Genomic DNA, 22,303 nt, shown 5'->3' with positions numbered 1-22,303 from the left:
TACCCCTGGGCAGGTCAGTCAACAAAACGCAACGCAGCGCGTCGATTCTAACGGATCACCTCTTACATACATGCATGAATGTATGTAAATTGCCAGACCAAATTGTAAATCCTGCCGTTTACCGCCGAGGTAATCCGTCATGCCGCAGATTCCCGCGCCGCTTCCCCGGCGTTCCGCGGTCTCGCCCGCGCTGGCCGCCGCGTTGCTGGCGGTGTTCCTTTCTGCCTGCGACAGCAATGCCAACGCACCGGGGAGCGCCGCGGCGATGCCGCCACCGCCGGTGGCGCGTACCAGCATCGAGCCGCGCGACATCGAGCTGCCGCTCGAATACGTGGCACAGGTCAGCGGCTCGCGCCAGATCGAGGTGCGCGCCCGCGTCGAAGGCATCCTGCAGAAACGCACCTACACCGAGGGCAAGCCGGTCAAGGCCGGCGACACGCTGTTCATCATCGACCCGGCGCCGTTCCAGGCCGCCTACGACAAGGCCAAGGCCGATCTCGCCGAGCAGGAGGCGCGGCTGGTGCAGGCCGAGCGCGAGCTCAAGCGCGTGCTGCCGCTGTTCGCCGACAAGGCGGTCAGCCAGAAGGACCGCGATGCCGCGCAGTCCGAGCGCGATCAGGCGAGCGCGGCGGTCAAGGCCGCGCGCGCGGCGCTGCGCACGGCGGAAATCGACCTCGGCTATACCCGCGTCACCGCGCCGATCAGTGGTCTGACCAGTCGTGAAGTGCGTTCCGAGGGCAGTCTGGTGCGCCCCGGCGACGACAGCGGCCGGCTGACCACGATCAACCAGGTCGATCCGGTCTACGTGCGCTTTTCCTATGCCGACAACGAGGCGCTGGCACTGCGCAAGGCGATCGCTGCCGGCACGGTGCGCCAGCCGGCCAACGGCTTCAGCGTCGAGGTGGTGCTCGCCGACGGCAGCGTGCATCCGCAGCTCGGCATGGTCGATTTCACCGACACGCTGATCAACACCGACACCGGCACCGTCGGCGTGCGCGCCACGGTACCGAACCCGAACGCCACGCTGCTGCCGGGGCAGTTCGTGCGCGTGCGCCTGAAGGGCGCGGTGCGCCACGGTGCGCTGCTGGTGCCGCAGCGCGCGGTGATGCAGGGCCCGAACGGACAGTTCGTCTGGGTCATCGGCGAAGGCGACAAGATCGAGTTCCGGCCGATCGTCACCGGCCGGGCGATCGGTAATGAATGGATCGTCGAGGACGGTCTCAAGGGCGGCGAACGCATCGCCCTCGACAATCTGCTGAAGCTGCGCCCCGGCGTGCAGGTGGTCGAGCCGCCACCGGCACAGCAGGCGGCGGCGCCGGCCAAGCAGGGCTGAGGAGCGCACGATGAACTCACGCTTCTTCATCGAACGACCGATCTTCGCCAGCGTGCTGTCGATCATCATCGTGCTCGCCGGTCTGGCGGCGATGCGCGCGCTGCCGATCGCGCAGTACCCGGACATCATCCCGCCGGAAGTGCAGGTCACCGCGACCTATCCCGGCGCCAGCGCCGAGGTGGTGGCGCAGACCGTCGCCGCGCCGCTGGAGCAGGCGATCAACGGCGTCGACAACATGCTCTACATGCGCTCCAGCGCCGCCGCCAATTCGCTGACGATCTCGGTGAGCTTCGCCATCGGCACCGACCCAGACCAGGCGACCATCAACGTCAACAACCGCGTGCAGTCGGCCCTGCAGCAGCTGCCAGAAGAAGTGCGCCGGCAGGGCGTCAACGTCGCCAAGCGCAGCTCCAACCTGCTGCAGGTGATCATGATCGACTCGCCGTCGAAGCGCTTCGACACGGTGTTCATGAGCAACTACGCGCTGGTCAACGTCGTCGACGAGCTCAAGCGCCTGCCCGGCGTCGGCAACGCGATGATCTTCAGCGCGCGTGATTACTCGATGCGCGTGTGGATCCGCCCGGACCGCCTCGCCACCCTCGGCCTGACACCGACCGACATCGCCACCGCGATCCGCGAGCAGAACTCGCAGTTCGCCGCCGGCAAGTTCGGTCAGGCGCCGATGAAAGACCCGCAGGAATTCACCTACACGGTGACCACCAAGGGCCGTCTGGCCGACCCCGAGGAGTTCGGCGCGATCATCCTGCGCGCCAATGCCGACGGTACGCTGCTGCGCCTGCGCGACGTCGCCCGTATCGAACTCGGTGCCGCCAGCTACGACATGGTTGCCAAGCGCAGCGGTCATCCGGCGGTGGCGATCGGTATCTTCCTCGCGCCCGGCGCCAACGCACTGCAGGTGGTCAGCTCGGTCGACACGCGCATGAAGGAGCTCGCCAAGCGCTTCCCGGAAGGGCTGGAATGGCGTGCGCCGTATGACACCACCAAGTTCGTGCGCATCTCGATCCAGGAAGTGGTGAAGACGCTGGCCGAGGCCATGCTGCTGGTGTTCCTCGTCGTGTATGTGTTCCTGCAGAACGCGCGGGCGACGATCATTCCCTTCCTCGCCGTGCCGGTGTCGCTGATCGGTACCTTCGCCGGCATGTACCTGCTCGGCTTCTCGATCAACACGCTGACGCTGTTCGGCATGGTGCTGGCGATCGGTATCGTCGTCGACGACGCCATCGTCGTGCTGGAAAACGTCGAGCGCATCATGCGCACCGAAAAACTGCCGCCACGCGAAGCAACGATCAAGGCGATGAGCGAGGTCAGCGGTCCGGTGGTCGCCATCGTGCTGGTGCTGTGCGCGGTGTTCGTACCGGTCGGCTTCGCCGGCGGCCTCGCCGGGCAGATGTACAAGCAATTCGCCATCACCATCGCCGTGTCGGTGGTGCTCTCGGGCTTCGTCGCGCTGACGCTGACGCCGGCGCTGTGCGCGACGATCCTCAAGCCGGTGCACCACGAGCCGAATGCCTTCTTCCGCGCTTTCAACCGCGGCTTCGACTGGCTGACCGAGCACTACACCACCGGCGTGCGCTTCTTCATCAAGCGCGCCGCGCTCGGCCTGCTGCTGTTCGGCGGCATGCTGGTGCTGATCTGGGGCCTGTTCCAGCGCGTACCGGCCTCGCTGGTGCCGGACGAGGACCAGGGCTACATCATGACGATGGCGATCCTGCCGCCGGCGGCTTCGCTGGAGCGCACCATCGCCGTCAACGACCGCATCACCGAGTTCGCGCTGGCCAACCCGGCGGTCGACAACGTCATCGCGCTGTCCGGCCTCGACCTGCTGTCGTTCTCGCAGGTGCCGTTCTACGGCGCGGCCTTCGTCCCGCTCAAGCACTGGGACGAGCGCAAGGGGCCGGGGCAGGACGCGCAGTCGCTGGTCAAGCAGTTCTTCATGCAGGGCGCGCAGATCCGTGACGCCATCGTGCTGGCCTTCAACCCGCCGCCGATCAGCGGCATGTCGACCACCGGCGGTTTCGAGGCCTACCTGCAGAACCGCGGCAGTGGTGGCTCCAAGGCGCTGGCCGCCGAGGTCGACAAGTTCCTCACCGCCGCGCGCGCGCGGCCCGAGCTGACCGGCCTCAACAGCGTGTTCAGCGCCAACGTGCCGCAGATCAACATCCGCCTCGACCGCGAGAAGGCCCGCGCCTACGGCGTGCCGGTCAATTCGGTGTTCGATGCGATGCAGGCGACCTTCGGTGCGCTCTACGTCAACGACTTCAACAAGCTGGGCCGGCCGTTCAAGGTGCAGCTGCAGTCGGAGGCGGAGTTCCGCAGCAAGCCCGATGATCTGAAGAACGTCTACGTGCGTTCCACCGACGGCCAGATGATTCCGCTGACGGCGCTGGTCGAGGTCGAGCGCAGCACCGGCCCGGAGATCGTCGATCGCTACAACGTGTTCCCGGCGGCGAAGATCGTCGGCGGCCCGGCACCGGGCTACAGCTCCGGCCAGGCGCTGACGGCGATGGAGGAGGTCGCGGCCAAGGAGCTCGGTGACGACTTCTCGCTGGCCTGGACCGGCTCGGCCTACCAGGAAAAGAGCACCGGCGGCACCTCGGTGATGGTGTTCGGCTTCGGCTTGGTCATGGTGTTCCTGATCCTCGCCGCGCTCTACGAGCGCTGGACGCTGCCGATCGCCGTCGTGCTCGCGGTGCCGTTCGCGCTGTTCGGCGCGCTGCTGGCGGTGTGGGTGCGCGGGCTGGCCAACGACGTCTACTTCCAGATCGGTCTGGTCACGCTGATCGGCCTGGCGGCGAAGAACGCCATCCTCATCGTCGAGTTCGCGATCCTCGAAGTGCAGGCCGGCATGCCGATCGTCGAGGCGGCGGTGGCCGGTGCGAAGCTGCGTCTGCGCCCGATCATCATGACCTCGCTCGCCTTCGTGCTCGGCGTGGTGCCACTGGCGATCTCCACCGGCGCCGGCGCAGCCAGCCGGCACTCGATCGGCACCGGCGTCATCGGCGGCATGCTGGTGGCGACCTTCGTCGCGACCTTCTTCATTCCCCTGTTCTTCCGCCTGCTGGTGCGCCACATGGCAGCCGGTAAGCCACATGCGGCTCCCGGTACGGAGGTGAGCAATGTCTGAACGCAGTCTCATTGCGCTGGCGCTGGCCGTGGCGCTCGCCGGCTGTGCCGTCGGCCCGGACTACCAGCGTCCGCAGTCCGACCTGCCGGTGCTCAACAGCGGCGCGCAGCCGGTCAGCGCGCAGTGGTGGCAGGGCTTCAACGACGCCGTGCTCAACAACCTGATCGAGGAGGCCTTCGCCCACAACCTCGATCTGGTGCAGGCCGCGGCGCGGGTCGCCGAATACCGGGCGCTGGTCGGCTCGGCACGCGCCGATCAGCTGCCACAGCTCAACCTCAACGCCAGCAATGCGCGGGGCGGCTACAGCACCGAGGGGCTGAGCCAGATCTCGCCGGATAACCGCACGCTGAGCGACCGGCAGGTGCAGGCCAACGCCTCCTGGGAGCTCGATCTGTGGGGCCGGCTGGCCCGCGGTCGCGAAGCGGCGGCGGCGGAGCTGTCGGCCAGCGAAGCAGCGCGCGACGGCGTGCGCCTGTCGCTCGCCGCCAGCGTCGCCAACGGCTACTTCGACCTGCGCGCGCTCGATCGCCAGCTCGACATCGCCCGGCAGACGCTGGAGTCACGGCGGCGCACCGCCGCGCTGCAGCTCAAGCGCTATCAGGCCGGCACCATCTCCGAGCTGGAGGCGCGCCAGGCCGAGGCCGAAGCCGCCGACGCCGCGCAGCGCGTGCCGCAGCTGGAACAGCAGGTCGCCAGCACCGCCAACGCACTGGCCACGCTGCTCGGACGCACGCCGCGCGAGCTGGTGGAAAGCTCGGTGGCGCGCGGCACTTCGGTCGGGGCCATCGGCCTGCCGCCGACGCTGCCGTCCGGCCTGCCATCGGATTTGCTGGAACGCCGGCCCGATGTCCGCGAAGCCGAGCAGAAGCTGGTCGCCGCCAATGCCCGCATCGGTCAGGCCAAGGCGCAGTGGTTCCCGGCGATCACGCTGACCGGCTCCTACGGCAGCGAGAGCCAGGCGCTGTCGGATCTGCTGCTCACCGGCTCGGCGGCGACCTGGTCGCTGGCCGGCTCGCTGGCCCAGCCGCTGTTCGACGGCGGCCGCATCGCCGCCAGCGTCGAAGCCGCCGATGCGCGCACGCAGCAGGCGACCGCGGCGTATCGCAGCACCGTGCAGAAAGCCTTCCGCGAAACGCTCGATGCGCTGGTGGCGATGCGCAAGACCGGCGAGCAGCTCAACGCCCGCCAGCAGCGCGTCGGCGCGCTGCAGCAGACGGTGGATCTGTCCGGCAAGCGCTACGAGGCCGGGTATTCGAGCTACCTCGACGTGCTCGACGCCGAACGCTCGCTGTTCCAGGCCCAGCTCGACGAAGTCAGCTCGCAGCGCGATCGCCTGCAGGCCGCCGTCAACCTCTACCTCGCCCTCGGCGGCGGCTGGCAGTCCGGTCAGCCACCGGCAGACGCCACGGCGCAGGCCGCGCCGGCGGGCCAGACGGAGTCATCCGGCAAAGCGCAGGGGCAGAGCAGCTGATCGTTTCCCGCCCGCTACGCTGAATCATCAAGACCGCGGCCCCTGTCACTCAGTCGGTGACAGGGGCCGCGGTGCGTTTGGGGGGGAAATACCGTCGCTGCGGCATGCGTGTGTGACTGCGGCCGGGGAGTGTGTTGCTGAGTCTGTCGTTATCGACCAGCGATCCAGCGCCGTAGCAATAGATACAGCCCGAGCACGACCATCGTGAACAAGGCTCCGCTCAACGCCCAGGAGGCGAAAACCAGGAGGCAATACCCATAATCCACGCCGCCATCAGCCAGATGAAACTCCGACTGCGGATCATGCAGCAGGCCGAGCCAGAGCATCACACCGCCGAGAGCCAGGCCGACGCAGCAGGCGGCTGCCAGCAGCCGACGCTGAGGATGCTTCATTGAGTTCATTGCTGGCGCCAACGCTGTACCTCTTTTTAAATACGGTGCGTTCGCGAGAACAGGCTTTATGCGCGCACCCTCAATCCCACTCCAGCGCCCCCCCGCTCTGATACTCGGTGACGCGGGTTTCGAAGAAGTTCTTTTCCTTGCGCAGATTGACCTGTTCGTCGAGCCACGGCAGCACGTTGCCGGCGCCGGGGAAGGGTTCGCTCAGGCCGAGCTGGCGGGCGCGGCGGTTGGCGACGAAGCGGAACTGGCCGTGGTGCAGTTCGGCGCTGTAGCCGGCGATCGGCTCGGGCAGCAGGTAGGCGGCGTAGCTGGCTTCGGCGGCGTCGGCTTCCTCCCACAGGTGAGCGATGGCGCGGGGGTCGAGCGACAGCTGCTCCTCGTGCAGCAGCTCGCGCACGACGCGGATGCCGAAGGCGCAGTGCATGACTTCGTCGCGCAGGATGTACTGGAACTGCTCGGCGGTGCCGCGCATCAGGCCGCGTCGCTGCAGCGCGAAGATCGGCGAGAAGCCGTTGTAGAACCAGCAGCCCTCGAACACCGCGGCGAAGAATAAATAAGAGAGCGCGAACTCGTGCAGGCCCTCGCGGGTGCCGAGGTCGAGGTCGCTGCGCAGGGCGGCGTCGAGGCGGCGGTTGGCGAGGGCGATCTTGGCGTGCAGCTGCGGCACCACGCGGTAGCGGTTGTAGATCTCGCCCTGGTCGAGACCGAGCGTCTCGATGCAGTGCTGGTAAGTCCAGGTGTGCAGCGATTCCTCGTAGACCTGGCGCGCCTGATAGATCTGCAGTTCCGGCGCGCTCATCTTTTCCATCACTGCCAGGCCGATGTTGCGCATCGCCAGGATGTCGGCGGTGGTCAGGTAGGCGAGCACGGTCTCGAAGACATGCCGCTCGGCCGGCGTCAGCCGCTGCTGATAGTCGGCGACGTCCTGCGCCATGCCGATTTCCAGCGGCGTCCAGTGGTTGCGGTTGGCGTTGAGGAAGAACTGCCAGGCCCACGGGTACTTGAACGGCGCCAGCTGGTTGATGTCGGCGCGGCCGTTGACGATGCGCTTGTCGGCGGCGGCAACCGGTTCGAGGACGAGGGGACGGACGACGGCGTTCATTGGCAGGCCTCGCAGTCAGGCTGGTCGATGGAGCACAGCGGCGCTTCGAGCGTCGCTGCGTCGGTGTGGGTGGCGCCGAGCGTGCGCAGGTAGTAGGTGGTCTTCAGGCCGCGGCGCCAGGCCAGCTGGTAGAGCGCATCGAGCTGGCGCCCGGAGCGGCCGGCGACGTAGAGGTTCAGCGACTGCGCCTGATCGATCCATTTCTGCCGCCGCGCGGCGGCCTCGACCAGCCATTCCGGGTCGATCTCGAAAGCCGTCGCGTACAGCGCCTTCAGCGGCGCCGGCACACGGGCGATGCGGCCGAGCGCCCCGTCGGCGCGCTTGAGCTCGTGCAGCATCGCCTCATCCCACAGCCCGCGCGCGCGCAGCTCGCGCAGCAGATCGGCGTTGACCACGGTGAATTCGCCGGAGAGGTTCGATTTGACGTAGAGGTTGCGGTATTCCGGCTCGATCGAGGCGCTGACGCCGACGATGTTGGCGATGGTCGCAGTCGGCGCGATCGCCACGCAGTTGGAATTGCGCATGCCGTGCTCGCTGATCTGCGCGCGCAGCGCCGCCCAGTCGAGCGTGGCGCTCATGTCGAGTTCGACGTCGCCACCGCGCTCGTCGCGCAGCCGCGCCAGCGTGTCCGGCGGCAGCACGCCCTGCGCCCACAGGCTGCCGGCGAAGCTCGAATAGCAGCCGCGTTCGACGGCCAGTTCGCTCGACGCGCGGTAGGCGTGGAAGCAGACCAGCTCCATCGAACGGTCGGCGAACTCGACCGCCGCATCACTGGCGTAGGGCAGGCCGAGGGCGTGCAGGCAGTCGGCAAAGCCCATGATGCCGAGCCCGACCGGGCGGTGACGCAGGTTGGCGTTGCGCGCCTTCGGCGTGGCGTAGTAGTTGAGGTCGATGACGTTGTCGAGCATGCGCATCGCCGTGTTCACGGTGCGCGCCAGGCGCTCGGCATCGAGCGCACCGTCGCGCAGGTGCGCGCGCAGATTCACCGAGCCGAGGTTGCACACTGCGGTTTCGTCGGCGGCGGTGTTCAGCGTGATCTCGGTGCACAGGTTGGAGCTGTGCACCACGCCGACGTGCTGCTGCGGCGAGCGCAGATTGCAGGCGTCCTTGAAAGTCAGCCACGGGTGGCCGGTCTCGAACAGCATCGTCAGCATCTTGCGCCACAGCTGGCGCGCCGGCAGGCGGCGGAACAGGCGGATCTCGCCCCGCGCCGCCGCCGCTTCGTAAGCCTCGTAGGCGCGGGCGAAGTCGCGGCCGTAGCGCTGGTGCAGGTCCGGCACGTCGCTCGGTGAGAACAGCGTCCACTCGGCATCAGCGGCCACGCGCTGCATGAACAGGTCCGGAATCCAGTTCGCGGTATTCATGTCATGCGTGCGCCGGCGCTCGTCGCCGGTGTTCTTGCGCAGTTCGAGGAAGTCCTCGATGTCGAGATGCCAGGTTTCGAGGTAGGCGCAGACCGCGCCCTTGCGCTTGCCGCCGTTATGCGCCAGCCCGGCGCTGGTCATGTACGAGGCGTCGCCCTCGACCTTGAGATCGATGACAAAGGGGCAGGGCGCCTGAGCGCTGACCTGGCGCACGCGCGAATACAGGCGGCCGCCGTGGTTGAGCCAGTGGCGCCGGCGCAGCGGCGTGCAGCCGAGGCGCTCGGCAAGCTCGGGCACCGCGGGGATGCGCAGCGCCCAGCTCGGTAACGGGCCGTCGGCTTCGGCGCTCGCCGCCTGGGTGCCGGGTGCTGGCGGCGGCTCGCGGTAGCGGCCGGCGCAGGGCACGCCCAGACGCAGCAGCTGGTAGCGCAGCCCTTCGGCCAGCGGCTGCGAGGCGCTGCTGAAGTGGATGACCTTGCCGCGGATGCTGCCGCCGGCTTCCAGCAGGCCGTGGAGCAGCGCCAGGGTCTGGGGCAGCGGCAGATGGGCGAAGCGGCGGGCGATGCGCCGGCGGCCGCGGGCGTCAACAACATCGGCCTGCGTCACCGACAGCGCGGCACTGCCGGCGCTGAGGCTGCCGCCGCTGGCTTCGCGCAGGAGGCAGCGCTCGATCGCCCAGTGGATCTGCAATTCGTCTTCGCCGTGATGGATTTCCCGGCAGGGGATGCCGCGCGCCTGCAGGTATGTGCGCACGAAGGCCAGATGCGTGTCGCGCTGCGGGTCGCCGCTGACGTGCCAGTGCACATCGTCCGACAGCTGGCCGGCGCCGAGCAGGATGCCGTACAGCCGCGCATCGTCGGCGTCAAACGCCGCCACCGGCACGATTTCACGCGGAATCACCTGCGCCACGTAGTCGCCGCGCTGCAGCGCGCCGGCCTCGACCCACTGCGGTCTGAGCGTGCCTTGCTCCAGCCCGTGCCGCGTGTGCGCGCCGGTCTGCTGCGGCGGCACGCCGCGGATGGCATAGAACGGGTGCCCGGTCGTGACATGGAGCGGCGCCAGCGCATGCGTGACGTCGAGCCGCAGCATCGGCTCGCGCTGGTTGTAGGTGAACTTCTGCGTGACCTCGCGATAGCGGCCGCTGCAGCCGAGCACCAGATCACCGGCGATGACCTCGCGGATCGGCCGGGGGCCGTCGGCGGTGAACACCACGGTGTCCGGTGCGAAGCACTGATTCACCGCGACCGCGGTGTCGTTGACCACTTTGAGGAAGGGGATCACACCCTGGCTGATGCCGTTGGTGCCGCGGATGCGGCTGCCGAGGGCGCGCACCGGCGTCCAGTCGTTGCCGAGGCCGCCGGCGTATTTCTGCAGCAGCGCGTTTTCCTTGACCGCCTGGAAGATCGCTTCGAGATCATCGTCGACCGTGGTCAGGTAGCAGGAGGACAGCTGCGGGTGGCAGGTGCCGGCGTTGAACAGCGTCGGCGTCGAGCACATGAACGCGAAGCTCGACAGCAGCTCGTAGAACTCGATCGCCCGCGCCTCGCGCTCGGCCTCGTTGAGCGCCAGCCCCATCGCCACGCGCATGAAAAACACCTGCGGCAGCTCGATGCGGCGGCCATCGATGTGCAGGAAGTAGCGGTCGTAGAGCGTCTGCAGACCGAGGTAGCCGAACTGCCGGTCGCGCTCGGGGCGCAGCGCCGCCGCCAGCCGTGCCAGGTCGAATTCGCCCAGCCGCGGATCGAGCTGTTCGGCGGCGATGCCTTCAGTGACGAAGGCCGGCAGCGCCGCCGGATAGTGCGCGGCCAGCGCGCTCAGCGTCAGCGCCTCGGCGCCGAGCACCTCATGACCCAGCGCGAGCAGCTGCAGGCGCACGGCGAGCGCGTCGTAAGCCGGATCGCGCTCGATCAGCGTGCGCGCGGCGAGCAGCAGCGCACTGTGTACCTCCGCACCGGCCTGTGCCGCGCCGTGGCTGATCGCCAGTTCGCGCAGCAGTGGCAGGTCGAGCGCGAGCGTTGCCGCTTCGGTGGCGGCGAGCAGGGCGTCGACGGCGCTCAGCGCGGCCTGGGGCGGCTGCAGCGCGGGCGGAGAGTGGATCATCGTGGGCTTCCTCGGCGGCGGCAGCGCGGGGGAAACCGGACGGACGCGGATCGGCGCAGGGCATGGGCAGCCCCCGGCACACTCGATCCGGTTCGCCCGCGGCGACACCCCGCGCCAGGGAACGAAAAGCGTGCGCGGGCAGGTCTCCTGACTCGCGGCTCAGACATCGCCTGCCGGCCTTCCCGGTTTCCCAGTGGCCCGACGGGGCAAGCGACTCGCCGCCTACAGTTGCGGGGGCAGTGCCGGTATTCGACCGGCTTCCCTTTTCATCCTCCGCCATCGCGGAGGAACCAGCGCGCCGCGACTATAGCCAGCGCTGCAATGCAGCGTCAAACCATGAACACAAGATGTAGTGTTATATGCGCCGCAAAACATCCATATATGGAATGCGCAAGCGCTTGATCCTCGCTGCGTTTCCGCACCACGCAAGCCGCCACCCGCCGGCGCTACGCGAGCGTGCCGAAATCCGCAATCGCATGGCTCACATCGCGGATCGTGGGAAGGCGGCAGCATGGCGGCATGAAAATGTCGGGAGCGCGTGGCATGTACACGGCGGGAGCGGGGTACTGGGGCAAGACGCGGGCAGCGTGGCATCTGCTGCCGTATCACTGCCTGGATGTGGCCGCGGTCGGGCGCGAGTACCTGCTACGTCACCCGCGGCTGTGCCGCTTTCTGGCACAGGCGCTCGGTCTGCCGGAGCCGGTATTCATCGCCTGGTTCAGCTTTTTCCTGGCGCTGCACGACATCGGCAAGTTCGCTGAGACCTTCCAGGCGCAGCGCAGCGATGTGCTGCGGCAGTTGCAGGCCGAGCGGCCGCCGCTGAGCAAGACCTCGCCGCAGCGCCATGACAGCCTTGGTTATCTGCTGTGGTCGGATCTGCTGCGTGCGCGCCTGCGCCGCGGCGACTGGCTGCAGCTGACGGCGTCGACGCAGCGCGGACGCATCGTCAACGGGCTCGATGCCTGGGCGGCCGCGGTGACCGGCCATCACGGCCAGCCGCCGCAGGTTGCCGGTGCGCGGGTCGATGCCTTCAGCGAGGCCGACCAGCAGGCCGCGCTGGCCTTCGTCGATGAGCTGGCGGCGCTGCTGCTCGCCGGGCTCGACGCCGTCGAGGTGGCCGATGCCAAAGCGTTTGCCGACGCGTCGCGGCGCCTGTCGTGGTGGCTGGCCGGCATCACGGTGCTGGCCGACTGGATCGGCTCGAATACCCGCTGGTTCGATTTCTGCGACGATCCGGCCTACGGCCTAGCGCGCTACTGGCAGCGCGCCTGCCGGCAGGCCGCCGAGGCGGTGGCGGAATGCGGCGTGCTGCCGGCAGCGAGTGCGGCCGAGCAGACGCTGGCCACGCTGTTTCCGCAGCTGCCGGCCGCCGGCGCCTCGCCGCTGCAGCAGTGCGCGGCGACGCTCACGCTCGGTGACGGGCCGCAGCTGTTCGTGCTCGAAGACGTCACCGGGGCCGGCAAGACCGAGGCCGCGCTGCTGCTGGCGCAGCGGCTGATGGCGGCCGGTCGCGCCGACGGCCTGTATTTCGCGCTGCCGACGATGGCGACGGCGACGGCAATGTATGCACGCCTCGGTCGCGTTTACGCGCGGCTGTTCGCGCCCGGCGAGCGGCCCTCGCTGGTGCTCGCCCACGGCATGCGCGATCTCGATCCGCAGTTTCGCGCCTCGATCCTCGCTCCGGCCGCCGCCGAGGACGATTACGGCGCCGGCGCACTGGAAGCGGCCAGCGTGCGCTGCCGGGCCTGGCTCGCCGACAGCCGCAAGAAGGCGCTGCTGGCGCAAGTCGGCGCCGGCACCATTGATCAGGGGCTGCTCGGCGTGCTGCCGACGCGCCATCAGTCGCTGCGCCTGCTCGGCCTGTTCGGCAAGGTGCTGATCTGCGACGAGGTGCACGCCAGTGAGCCGTATGTGCACCGCCTGCTGCAGAGCCTGCTGCGCTTTCACGCCGCCGCCGGCGGCAGTGCGATCCTGCTGTCGGCGACCCTGCCGACGCAGATGCGCGCCGAGCTGATGCGGGCCTGGGCCGAGGGTGGCGGGCGCGAGCTGAGATTGCCGACGCAGCCCGGCGCGTATCCGCTGCTGACGCAGGCCGGCGTCGGTGAGCGTGCGCTTGCGACCCGCGCCGCTGTCGCCCGGCGCGTTGCGGTGCGCCGGCTCGACAGCATCGAACAAGTCATCGCCAGCCTGCGCGCGGCGGCCGCGGCCGGGCGCTGCGCCTGCTGGATTCGCAACAGCGTCGCCGATGCGCGCGAAGCCTTTGCCGCGCTGGCCGCGGCCGGCGTCGAGTCGCTGACGCTGTTCCACGCCCGCTTCAGCGTCGCCGACCGCCAGCGCATCGAGCAGGCGGTGGTCGCCCGCTTCGGTTACGACGGCGCCGCCGCTGGACGGGCAGGGCAGATCGTCATCGCCACGCAGGTCGTCGAGCAGTCGCTCGATCTGGATTTCGACGTGCTGGTCAGCGATCTGGCGCCGATCGATGCTCTGATCCAGCGCGCCGGGCGTTTGTGCCGCCACCGCCGTGATGAACACGGTGCGCTGCGTGCCGCCGCCGATCCGCAGCCCGATGCCCGCGGCGAGCCGTGCCTGTGGCTGTACGGCCCGGCGCCGCGCAGCGACGTCGACGCCGACTGGCTGCGGCGCCTGCTGCCACGCGCTGCGCGTGTCTATCCCAACCATCGCCAGCTCTGGCTCGGCGCGCACGAGCTCGAACGGCGTGGCGGCTTTGCGATGCCCGACGACGCCCGGGCGCTGATCGAAACCGTCTACGGCGACGGCGCCGAGGCGCCGGGCGTGCTCGATCAAAGCGACATCGACGCCGACGGCGCGCGCCATGCGGCGACCACGCAGGCCCAGCTCAACGCCCTCGATCCCGGGCAGGGCTATCAGCACGACGGTTTCACCTGGGCCGACGAGCGCCTGACGCCGACCCGCCTCGGCGAGGCCGAAACCCTGCTGCGGCTGGCAGTCCTGCGCGACGGCGAATGGTGCCCGCTGCACGCCGGCGTCGCCGGCTGGGAGCGTTCACAAGTCCGCGTGCTGGCGCGGTACGCCAAGGCACGTGCCGCGCTCGACGGCGCCGACGAAACCGCCGCGCAGCAAGCGGAAGCCGCACTGCCGGACCGCGGCCGCTGGAGTGTGCTGCTGCCGCTGTATCCGGGCGCCGCCGGCCGCTGGCACGGTGAAGTGCTCGACGCCGCCGGCCGCCGGCGCACGCTGCACTACGACGTCCGCCTCGGCTTGTGGCGTGATGAGGAGCAGGAAAAGGACGAAACATCATGAACTTGATCGAAGCTGCGTGGATTCCGGTGCGCCGCCATGGCGGCGGGCGGGCGCTGGTCGCGCCCTGGCAGCTCGCCGAGCTGGACGATCCGGTGGTGGCGATCGACAGCGGGCGGGCGGATTTCGATGCGGCGCTGTTTCAGTTTCTGGTCGGCCTGCTGCAGACGCTGTACGCGCCGGACGATGAATACGAGTGGGCCGAGCGCCTGCAGCCGCCGCCGGTCGAAGCGCTGCGCGCGCTGCTGGCACCGCTGGCCGCAACCTTCGCGCTCGACGGCGACGGGCCGCGCTTCATGCAGGATTTCGACGCCCGCCTCGGGCCGGCCGACAACGACATCGACAGCCTGCTGATCGAAGCGCCCGGCGGCCAGACGCTGCGCAACAACGCCGATCATTTCGTTCACGGTGGCCAGGTCAACGCCCTGTGTCCGGCCTGTGCGGCGCAGGCGCTGTTCACCCTGCAGACCAATGCACCGGCGGGTGGCGCCGGCATTCGCACCTCGCTGCGCGGCGGTGGACCGCTGACCACGCTACTGCTGTTCGATCCGCACGCACGCCGCGACGGCCAGCCGCTGCTGCTGTGGCACGAGCTGTGGCTCAACGTGCTGACCAAGCGGCGCTTTCTCGGCGACTGGCGTGGCGGCGATGATGCGCGGGCGTGGTTTCCGTGGCTGTCGCCGACGCGTACCAGCGAGCAGAACCAGCAGATCACCGCGGCCGATGCGCATCCGGCGCTGGTGTACTGGGCGACGCCGCGGCGCATCCGCTTCGACTGGGACGATACCGTGGCCGGGCGCTGTGATCTGTGCGGCGCCGAGGCTGAGCGTCTGCTGCAGCGTTACGCCAGCCGGCCGCGCGGCGCCAACTACACCGTCTGGCTGCACCCGCTGTCGCCGTATTACCGGCCCAAGGCCAGCGCGACCGAGTGGCTGCCGCAGCATCCGCAGCCAGGTGGCATCGGTTATCGCCACTGGCCGGCGCTGCTGTACGGCGATGCTGCGCAGACGGTGCGCCCGGCGACCGTCATCAGCGCCGAACTGAACCGCTCGCGGTTGCAGGCGCTCGACCCGGCGTGCTGGGACGCGGCGCGGCCGTTGCGGCTGTGGGCCAACGGCTACGACATGGACAACATGAAGGCGCGCTGCTGGTACGAAGCGCGGATGCCGGTGTTCGCGCCCGGTGACGTCGAGGCGCAGTCCGTGTTGCGCGACCTGGCCGCTCACTGCGTCGAGGCCGCCGGCCTGGCGCGCAGTTATCTGGCGAGCGCGGTGCGTGCGGCCTGGTTCGAGCGTCCGGCCGACGCCAAGGGCGATTTCGGCTTTCTCGACCGCGCCTTCTGGGATGCCACCGAGCCCGGCTTTTTCGCGCTGATCGAGTCGCTGAGCGCGCTGCCGCTGCATCAGGACAGCAGCGACGCCCAGCGGCGCACGGCGCGCGAAACCTGGCTGCAGCAGTTACGCACGACCGCCCAGCAGCTGTTCGAACGCTGGGCCGATGGCGGCGGCTTCGATGCGCGCAAACCCGAGCGGCTGGCTGCGGCCCAGGGCCAGCTGCGCGGTCAGCTCTACGGTCCGAAGCTGCAAACCGCGCTCGGCCTGAGCGTCGCCGCCAAATCTCCCAAAGCGGGCCGCAAGGAGCGCAAGGCATGAGCGAGAAACAGACCTGGTTACGCTTCGCGCCGGATAACGCCGTCGGCGTCGCGCTGGAAGCGTGGTGGCGCGATCTGCACGAGCAGCGCCGTGGCGAGCGCGCGGCGCTGCGTCGCGCCTTCAGTCTGGAGGAGGCCGTGTGCAGCGGTGACATCGAGGCGCTGCGCGCTTTTTACCGCCTCGGCGATGCCGTCGCCGCAGCGGCGCGCGCGGCGGACATGGCTTTTTTCGATACCGCCGGGCGCACCTACAGCGATCGCGACCGCTTGTGGCCGATCGCCGTGCTGCTCGCCGAGGTGCGCCCGGAGCGCAATCACGGCGCCGGCAGCGGCACGGCCGAGGCGCTGCCGCGCAGCATGCGCAAGAGCGTCGCCCAGCGCGAAGCCTGCATCTCCGAACAGCGCTTCAAGCGCCTGCTCAACCTCGATACGCCGACCGAGCTGCTGCGGCCGCTGCGCCGCGCGCTGGCGCTGCTGGAGCAGGCCGGGCTGAGCGTCGATGTCTTCGACCTGGCCAACGCCCTGTGGCGCTGGGACGAGCGCCGGCGCAAAGCCTGGGCCTACGCCTATTTCGCGCAGCCGGCGGCGCCGGCGAGCGAGTAATGCCATCCGTTTTGCGGCGGTCTGCCGCCGTTCTCCGCAACAAGGAGCTGTTTCCATGAACCGCTTTCTGCAACTGCATCTGCTGACGCACTACGGTCCGGCCAACCTCAACCGCGACGATTCCGGGCGACCGAAGACGGTGCTGATGGGCGGCAGCACGCGGCTGCGCGTGTCGTCGCAGAGCCTCAAGCGTGCCTGGCGCACCTCGGACGTGTTCGCCGCCGCCTTCGGCCGGCCGCTCGGCCTGCAGGAGGCCGCCGCCGACGGTGCGCATACGGGCACCCGTACCAAGCGCATGGGCGTCGAGATCTACCAGCGCCTGCGCGCCGGCGGCATCGCCGAGAAGCGGGCGCTGGAGTGGGCCGCGGACATCGCCGCGCGTTTCGGCAAGCTGAAAAAAGCCGACAAGGAAAAGCCGCTCGCGGAGCTCGAAATCGAACAGCTCGCGCATTTCAGCCCCGAGGAGCGCGCGGCGATCAACGCCTTGCTGGAGGTGCTGATCGCCGAACAGCGCGCGCCGCAGGAGGCCGATCTGGCGCCGCTGCGCGCCCCGCGCAGCGCCGTCGACATCGCGCTGTTCGGTCGCATGCTCGCCGATACGCCGGCGGCCAACGTCGAAGCCGCCGCCCAGGTGGCGCACGCCATCGCCGTGCACAAGTGCACGGTCGAGGACGACTACTTCACCGCTGTCGACGATCTCAACCGCCACGATGAGGACGCCGGCGCCGGCCATGTCGGCGAGACCGAATTCGGCGCGGCGGTGTTCTACCTCTACCTGTGCATCGACCGCGAACTGCTGCTCGACAACCTCGGTGGCGATCGGGCGCTGGCCGGGCAGGCGCTGGCGGCGCTGCTCGAAGCCGCCGCCAAGGTGGCGCCGACCGGCAAGCAGAACAGCTTTGCCTCACGCGCTCGCGCCTCCTACGTGCTGGCGGAGAAGGGCGATGATCAGCCGCGGCAGCTGTCGGTGGCTTTCCTCAAGGCGATCGCCGGCAGCGATCTGCTGACTGACGCGATCGCGGCGCTGCGCACTGCCCGCGCGCGCATGGATCAGGTCTACGGCCCCTGCGCGGCCGCCAGCGCCGAACTCGATGCGCTGAGCGGCGAAGGCAGCCTGGCGGACTTGCAGACGTTCGCCGTCGAGGACTGAGGCGATGGAGTTTCTCGTCTTTCGCCTGTATGCGCCGCTCGCCGCCTGGGGCCGCGTGGCCGTCGGCCAGGAGCGGCCGTCCGATCCGTATCCGAGCAAGTCGGCGATCGTCGGTCTGCTCGCCGCCGCCCTCGGCATCCGCCGTGAAGAAGAAGCCGCGCTGGCGGCGCTGGCCGAGGGCTACGGCTGCGCGCTGTGCATCGATCAGGAAGGCGCGCTGCTGCGCGACTACCACACTGCGCAGGTGCCCTCGCGGGTGGCGCTCAAGGGCCGGCCGCTGCTGACCCGCCGCGACGAGCTGGCGCCGGCGCGGGCCGATCTCAACACCATCCTGTCGTTTCGCGAATACCGCTGCGACGCGCTCGCCCGCGTCGCGCTGTGGGCGCGCAGCGGGGCGCCGCAGCCGCTCGCCGCGCTGGCCGCGGCCCTGCGGCGGCCGCGTTTCGCGCTGTATCTCGGCCGCAAGTCCTGCCCGCCGGCGCTGCCGCTGTGCGCGCAGTGCCTCGACGCGGCGACGCTGGAAGCCGCCTTCGCCGCCGCGCGTTTTCCTGATGAATGGCTGGACGAGGCCGGGCCGTTCGATCCCGCATCGACGCCGCTGCTGTGCTGGGAGCTCGATGCACCGACGGCCCTGGCGGCGCAGATGACGGTGCTGCGCCGCGATCAGCCGCGCAGCCGGCGGCGCTGGCAGTTCGGCGAACGCAGCGAGGCGCAGGCGCGGATGGCCGGGCCGGGAGCGTCGTCATGAGCGCCTATTTCAGCCAGGTCGAATGGCAGCCGCAGCAGGGCGACGCGCCGGCGCTGCGCCGGCTGCTCGCCGGTGGCGGTTATGGCCTGCATCAGGCCATGTGGCAGTTGTTCGAGCGCACCGAGCCGCCGGCGCACCGCGATTTTCTCTATCACCGCCTGGCCGACGGGCGGCTGGCGTTTTACGTCGTCTCGGCGCGCGCGCCGCGCAGCGACGTGGCCGGATGGCGGGTGCGCAGCAAGCCGTATCTGCCGCAGTTGCGCGTCGGCGAGCGCCTGGGCTTTACGCTGCGCGCCAATCCGACGGTCGCCCGCGGCCGCGAGGCGGATGGCAAGGGACGGGCGGTGCGCCACGACGTGGTGATGGATGCCCGCCGCAGCCTGCCCGAGGCCGGCGAGGCCGAGCGCGTCGCGCGCGCCGGCAGCCAGTGGCTGAACGGTCGCGACGGCCAGCGCGCGGCCGAGCATGGCTTCGCGCTCGACAGCGTGATCGCCGACGCCTACACCCAGCACCGGCTGCACAAGCCGGGCGCGCCGCGTGCCATCACCTTCAGCACGCTCGACTACCGCGGCGTACTGCGCGTGACCGATGCCGAGCGTCTGCAGCATGCACTGCTGCACGGCATCGGTCCGGCCAAGGGCTTTGGCTGTGGCCTGCTGCTGGTGCGGCGGCTGTAGCCGGGAGGGATGAGCGATGCTGCCGCCACTCAAACCCCTGCCGATGAAAGAGCGCGTGTCGCTGGTGTTTCTGCGCTACGGCGAGCTCGACGTCATCGACGGCGCCTTCGTGCTGATCGACGCCAACGGCGTGCGCAAGCAGATTCCGATCGGCGCGATCGCCTGCGTCATGCTCGAACCCGGTACGCGGGTGTCGCACGCGGCGGCGGCGCTGGCCGCGCGGGTCGGCACGCTGCTGGTGTGGATCGGCGAAGGCGGGGTGCGGCTGTACGCCAGCGGCCAGCCGGGCGGGGCGCGCGCCGATCGCCTGCTGTATCAGGCGCGGCTGGCGCTCGATGAGGCGGCGCGGCTCAAGGTCGTGCGCAAGATGTACGCGCTGCGCTTCGGCGAGGAGCCGCCGACGCGGCGCAGCGTCGAGCAGCTGCGCGGCATCGAGGGCGTGCGCGTGCGCAAGATCTACCAGACGATGGCCGCGCAGTACGGCGTTGCCTGGGACGGCCGCCGCTACGATCCGCACGCCTGGGATATGTCCAACACCGTCAACAAATGCCTGAGTGCGGCGACCGCCTGCCTCTATGGCATCAGCGAGGCTGCGGTGCTGGCCGCCGGCTACGCGCCGGCGGTCGGCTTCATCCACACCGGCAAGCCGCTGAGCTTCGTCTATGACGTGGCCGACATCGTCAAATTCGACACGGTGATCCCGATCGCCTTCCAGATCGCCCGCCGCGACCCCCGTGACCCCGAGCGCGAGGTGCGGCTGGCCTGCCGCGACGCCTTCCGCCAGAACAAGGTGCTCGGTCGCCTGATCCCGCTGATCGAGGAGGTGCTCGCCGCCGGCGAACTGCCGCTGCCGGCGCCGGCGGACGACACCGTGCCGATCGCCATCCCCAACCCGGAGTCCATCGGCGATGCTGGTCATCGTGCTTGAAAACGCCCCGCCGCGCCTGCGCGGTCGGCTGGCGCTGTGGCTGCTCGAAGTGCGCGCCGGCGTCTACGTCGGCGACTTCTCGCGGCGCGTGCGCGAGATGATCTGGAACCAGGTCGAGAGCGGCCTCGAAGACGGCAACGCGGTGATGGTCTGGAGCAGCAACAACGAATCGGGCTTCGACTTCCTCACCCTCGGCAGCAACCGCCGCATCCCGGTCGAGCTCGACGGCCTCAAACTGGTCGAATTCCTGCCACCACCCGCCGCCGACCCCGGCTAAGCGCCCCGTGCTCCGGTGGCCACCGCGGCACCGTTCTGGTGCTCAAGGTGTATTTCTTTAAAAATCAGCCTGTTGTATAAACTCCCGGCCACCGCATGAACGCCGCCGGTTCCGGCTTTTGTTCGGTGGATTTTTTACCCGCTTTTTCCGCCTTGTTTTTCAATGAGATGGAGGAAGTGCGTTCCCCGCAGGCGCGGGGATGAACCGACGTGTTACAGGAGCGTCCACTGCGCCTGATCGCGTTCCCCGCAGGCGCGGGGATGAACCGCGCTGACAGCTTAGTACAGAGGTGCGTGCGATGCGTTCCCCGCAGGCGCGGGGATGAACCGTATCGATATGAATCAAATCAAAAGACGCTGGAGCGTTCCCCGCAGGCGCGGGGATGAACCGGCCGTGAATCGTTCCCCCATCCCCCATCTCCGCGCGTTCCCCGCAGGCGCGGGGATGAACCGGCTGGATGAATCGGGGTTATATCCCTGTTGTTGCGTTCCCCGCAGGCGCGGGGATGAACCGTTAAGTATGCGGCTGCTGGTCAAAATGGCTGCGCGTTCCCCGCAGGCGCGGGGATGAACCGATAGCAAAAAAAATCAAACTGTGCGACCACGCGCGTTCCCCGCAGGCGCGGGGATGAACCGTCAACCTTATCGCGCTTCTTGGCCTCAAGAGTGCGTTCCCCGCAGGCGCGGGGATGAACCGGAACATCAACTCTAGTCCCCTGCTGAGTATAGGCGTTCCCCGCAGGCGCGGGGATGAACCGAGAGCAGTCCACCCGCGGTGGACATCAGACCCGCGTTCCCCGCAGGCGCGGGGATGAACCGCTATTTCGCAAGTTCGTTCTGAGGCTGCGGAAGCGTTCCCCGCAGGCGCGGGGATGAACCGGACGCTTTAATATCTGGCATTAATTGGATTGCCGCGTTCCCCGCAGGCGCGGGGATGAACCGCGCAGCGAGCGATCGCGTATGCGGCAGCACGCGCGTTCCCCGCAGGCGCGGGGATGAACCGAGTCCGGTGCTATTTCTGAGGCGCGGGCAGCAGCGTTCCCCGCAGGCGCGGGGATGAACCGAACTCTATAAACACCACGCGTGCTGTAATTGCGCGTTCCCCGCAGGCGCGGGGATGAACCGTTTATCGCCCTTCGCAGGATGAAAAAAAAATAGCGTTCCCCGCAGGCGCGGGGATGAACCGATCCATCCGACAAATCACGGCTAGCAGAACTAGCGTTCCCCGCAGGCGCGGGGATGAACCGCTGACCAGCCCGTTGACGACCGCCTCGGTATCGCGTTCCCCGCAGGCGCGGGGATGAACCGAAGCATTTCGGTCACGCAAAGCTCTATCAATCGCGTTCCCCGCAGGCGCGGGGATGAACCGGTGGAGGGGTTTAGGTCTTTCCCCCTCCACCGGCGTTCCCCGCAGGCGCGGGGATGAACCGAACATTCAGAGCATAACGCCACAGATCAGTCAGCGTTCCCCGCAGGCGCGGGGATGAACCGCGCGTGAGTCTACCGCTCAGCAGCAATTAGCGGGCGTTCCCCGCAGGCGCGGGGATGAACCTGGCGAGGGTGGGGAATCGGTGGTAGTGGTCGAGCGTTCCCCGCAGGCGCGGGGATGAACCGGACATTGAGACGGTATTGATCTGGATTTTTTTGCGTTCCCCGCAGGCGCGGGGATGAACCGCCGATCGAGAGCAGCCGCCAAAGGCGAACTACGCGTTCCCCGCAGGCGCGGGGATGAACCGTCAGAAACAAAAGAGGGATCTAAATCAAAAAAGCGTTCCCCGCAGGCGCGGGGATGAACCGTCAGAAACAAAAGAGGGATCTAAATCAAAAAAGCGTTCCCCGCAGGCGCGGGGATGAACCGCAACTCAACTCTTATCGCACGAATTTTAACTCGCGTTCCCCGCAGGCGCGGGGATGAACCGACAGTGGAAACAGAATCAACAGAGCGGGCGAGGCGTTCCCCGCAGGCGCGGGGATGAACCGACGCCGAACGTCTCCTGCGGTGGCATTTCTCCGCGTTCCCCGCAGGCGCGGGGATGAACCGCTTCGGCGCGATCCGCTCGCTGATCAGGTAGGGC

The 22,303-nt window shown here is 68.8% G+C and carries 14 protein-coding genes, 1 CRISPR repeat array and 1 riboswitch (1 of these 16 cut by a window edge); of the genes, 11 read left to right on the top strand and 3 right to left on the bottom strand.

The window, feature by feature from the left end:
* The first annotated feature begins 139 nt into the window (after positions 1-139).
* Genes C7443_RS00225 through C7443_RS00215 form a run of 3 tightly spaced genes read left to right on the top strand, consistent with a single transcriptional unit; the run spans position 140 to position 5,949 of the window.
* Positions 140-1,333 (top strand): efflux RND transporter periplasmic adaptor subunit, encoded by a 1,194-nt coding sequence (locus C7443_RS00225; protein ID WP_110016567.1) that lies wholly within the window; start codon positions 140-142, stop codon positions 1,331-1,333.
* A gap of 10 nt (positions 1,334-1,343) precedes the next feature.
* Positions 1,344-4,478, top strand: coding sequence for an efflux RND transporter permease subunit (locus tag C7443_RS00220; RefSeq protein WP_110016566.1), 3,135 nt, complete (start codon positions 1,344-1,346; stop codon positions 4,476-4,478).
* A complete protein-coding gene (locus C7443_RS00215; RefSeq protein WP_110016565.1) occupies positions 4,471-5,949 on the top strand; it encodes an efflux transporter outer membrane subunit in 1,479 nt (492 codons plus the stop codon). The genes C7443_RS00220 and C7443_RS00215 overlap by 8 nt, the downstream gene beginning before the upstream one ends.
* 149 nt (positions 5,950-6,098) lie before the next feature.
* On the opposite strand, the gene C7443_RS00210 is transcribed toward C7443_RS00215, so the two are convergent.
* From C7443_RS00210 to C7443_RS00200, 3 genes are all read right to left on the bottom strand, one after another.
* Positions 6,099-6,350, bottom strand: a complete 252-nt coding sequence (locus C7443_RS00210) for a hypothetical protein (RefSeq protein WP_146213198.1) — start codon at positions 6,348-6,350, stop codon at positions 6,099-6,101.
* A 70-nt stretch (positions 6,351-6,420) separates the two neighbouring features.
* Positions 6,421-7,452, bottom strand: coding sequence for a ribonucleotide-diphosphate reductase subunit beta (locus C7443_RS00205; protein WP_110016563.1), 1,032 nt, complete (start codon positions 7,450-7,452; stop codon positions 6,421-6,423).
* On the bottom strand, positions 7,449-10,916 hold the full coding sequence (locus tag C7443_RS00200) for a ribonucleoside-diphosphate reductase subunit alpha (protein ID WP_110016562.1): 3,468 nt from the start codon (positions 10,914-10,916) through the stop codon (positions 7,449-7,451). The genes C7443_RS00205 and C7443_RS00200 overlap by 4 nt, the downstream gene beginning before the upstream one ends.
* 120 nt (positions 10,917-11,036) lie before the next feature.
* Positions 11,037-11,226: riboswitch (cobalamin riboswitch) on the bottom strand.
* A gap of 233 nt (positions 11,227-11,459) precedes the next feature.
* On the opposite strand from C7443_RS00200, the gene cas3 reads away from it, so the two are divergent.
* Genes cas3 through cas2e form a run of 8 tightly spaced genes read left to right on the top strand, consistent with a single transcriptional unit; the run spans position 11,460 to position 20,229 of the window.
* Positions 11,460-14,198, top strand: a complete 2,739-nt coding sequence (cas3, locus tag C7443_RS00195) for a CRISPR-associated helicase Cas3' (RefSeq protein WP_170123421.1) — start codon at positions 11,460-11,462, stop codon at positions 14,196-14,198.
* The gene (gene casA / locus C7443_RS00190; protein ID WP_110016560.1) at positions 14,195-15,847 is read left to right on the top strand and encodes a type I-E CRISPR-associated protein Cse1/CasA; all 1,653 of its coding nucleotides are present in this window, start codon (positions 14,195-14,197) and stop codon (positions 15,845-15,847) included. Before cas3 ends, casA begins: the two co-directional genes overlap by 4 nt.
* Positions 15,844-16,449 carry a type I-E CRISPR-associated protein Cse2/CasB gene (gene casB / locus C7443_RS00185; RefSeq protein ID WP_110016559.1) on the top strand — a complete coding sequence of 202 codons (606 nt, stop codon included), beginning with the start codon at positions 15,844-15,846 and terminating at the stop codon, positions 16,447-16,449. The genes casA and casB overlap by 4 nt, the downstream gene beginning before the upstream one ends.
* 55 nt (positions 16,450-16,504) lie before the next feature.
* Positions 16,505-17,599 (top strand): type I-E CRISPR-associated protein Cas7/Cse4/CasC, encoded by a 1,095-nt coding sequence (cas7e, locus tag C7443_RS00180; RefSeq protein WP_110016558.1) that lies wholly within the window; start codon positions 16,505-16,507, stop codon positions 17,597-17,599.
* Positions 17,600-17,603: 4 nt separating this feature from the next.
* Positions 17,604-18,347, top strand: a complete 744-nt coding sequence (gene cas5e, locus C7443_RS00175) for a type I-E CRISPR-associated protein Cas5/CasD (protein ID WP_110016557.1) — start codon at positions 17,604-17,606, stop codon at positions 18,345-18,347.
* Positions 18,344-19,024 (top strand): type I-E CRISPR-associated protein Cas6/Cse3/CasE, encoded by a 681-nt coding sequence (gene cas6e, locus C7443_RS00170; protein WP_110016556.1) that lies wholly within the window; start codon positions 18,344-18,346, stop codon positions 19,022-19,024. Before cas5e ends, cas6e begins: the two co-directional genes overlap by 4 nt.
* Before the next feature lie 16 nt (positions 19,025-19,040).
* Positions 19,041-19,952, top strand: coding sequence for a type I-E CRISPR-associated endonuclease Cas1e (gene cas1e / locus C7443_RS00165; RefSeq protein WP_110016555.1), 912 nt, complete (start codon positions 19,041-19,043; stop codon positions 19,950-19,952).
* Positions 19,933-20,229 (top strand): type I-E CRISPR-associated endoribonuclease Cas2e, encoded by a 297-nt coding sequence (gene cas2e / locus C7443_RS00160; RefSeq protein WP_110016554.1) that lies wholly within the window; start codon positions 19,933-19,935, stop codon positions 20,227-20,229. The genes cas1e and cas2e overlap by 20 nt, the downstream gene beginning before the upstream one ends.
* A gap of 178 nt (positions 20,230-20,407) precedes the next feature.
* Positions 20,408-22,303: a CRISPR direct-repeat array (repeat unit 29 nt; unit sequence GCGTTCCCCGCAGGCGCGGGGATGAACCG); it runs 1,920 nt beyond the window's last position.

This window comes from Plasticicumulans acidivorans, assembly GCF_003182095.1.
In the GTDB taxonomy this organism is placed as follows: Bacteria; Pseudomonadota; Gammaproteobacteria; order Competibacterales; family Competibacteraceae; genus Plasticicumulans; species Plasticicumulans acidivorans.
This window is presented reverse-complemented; position numbering and strand designations above follow the sequence as displayed.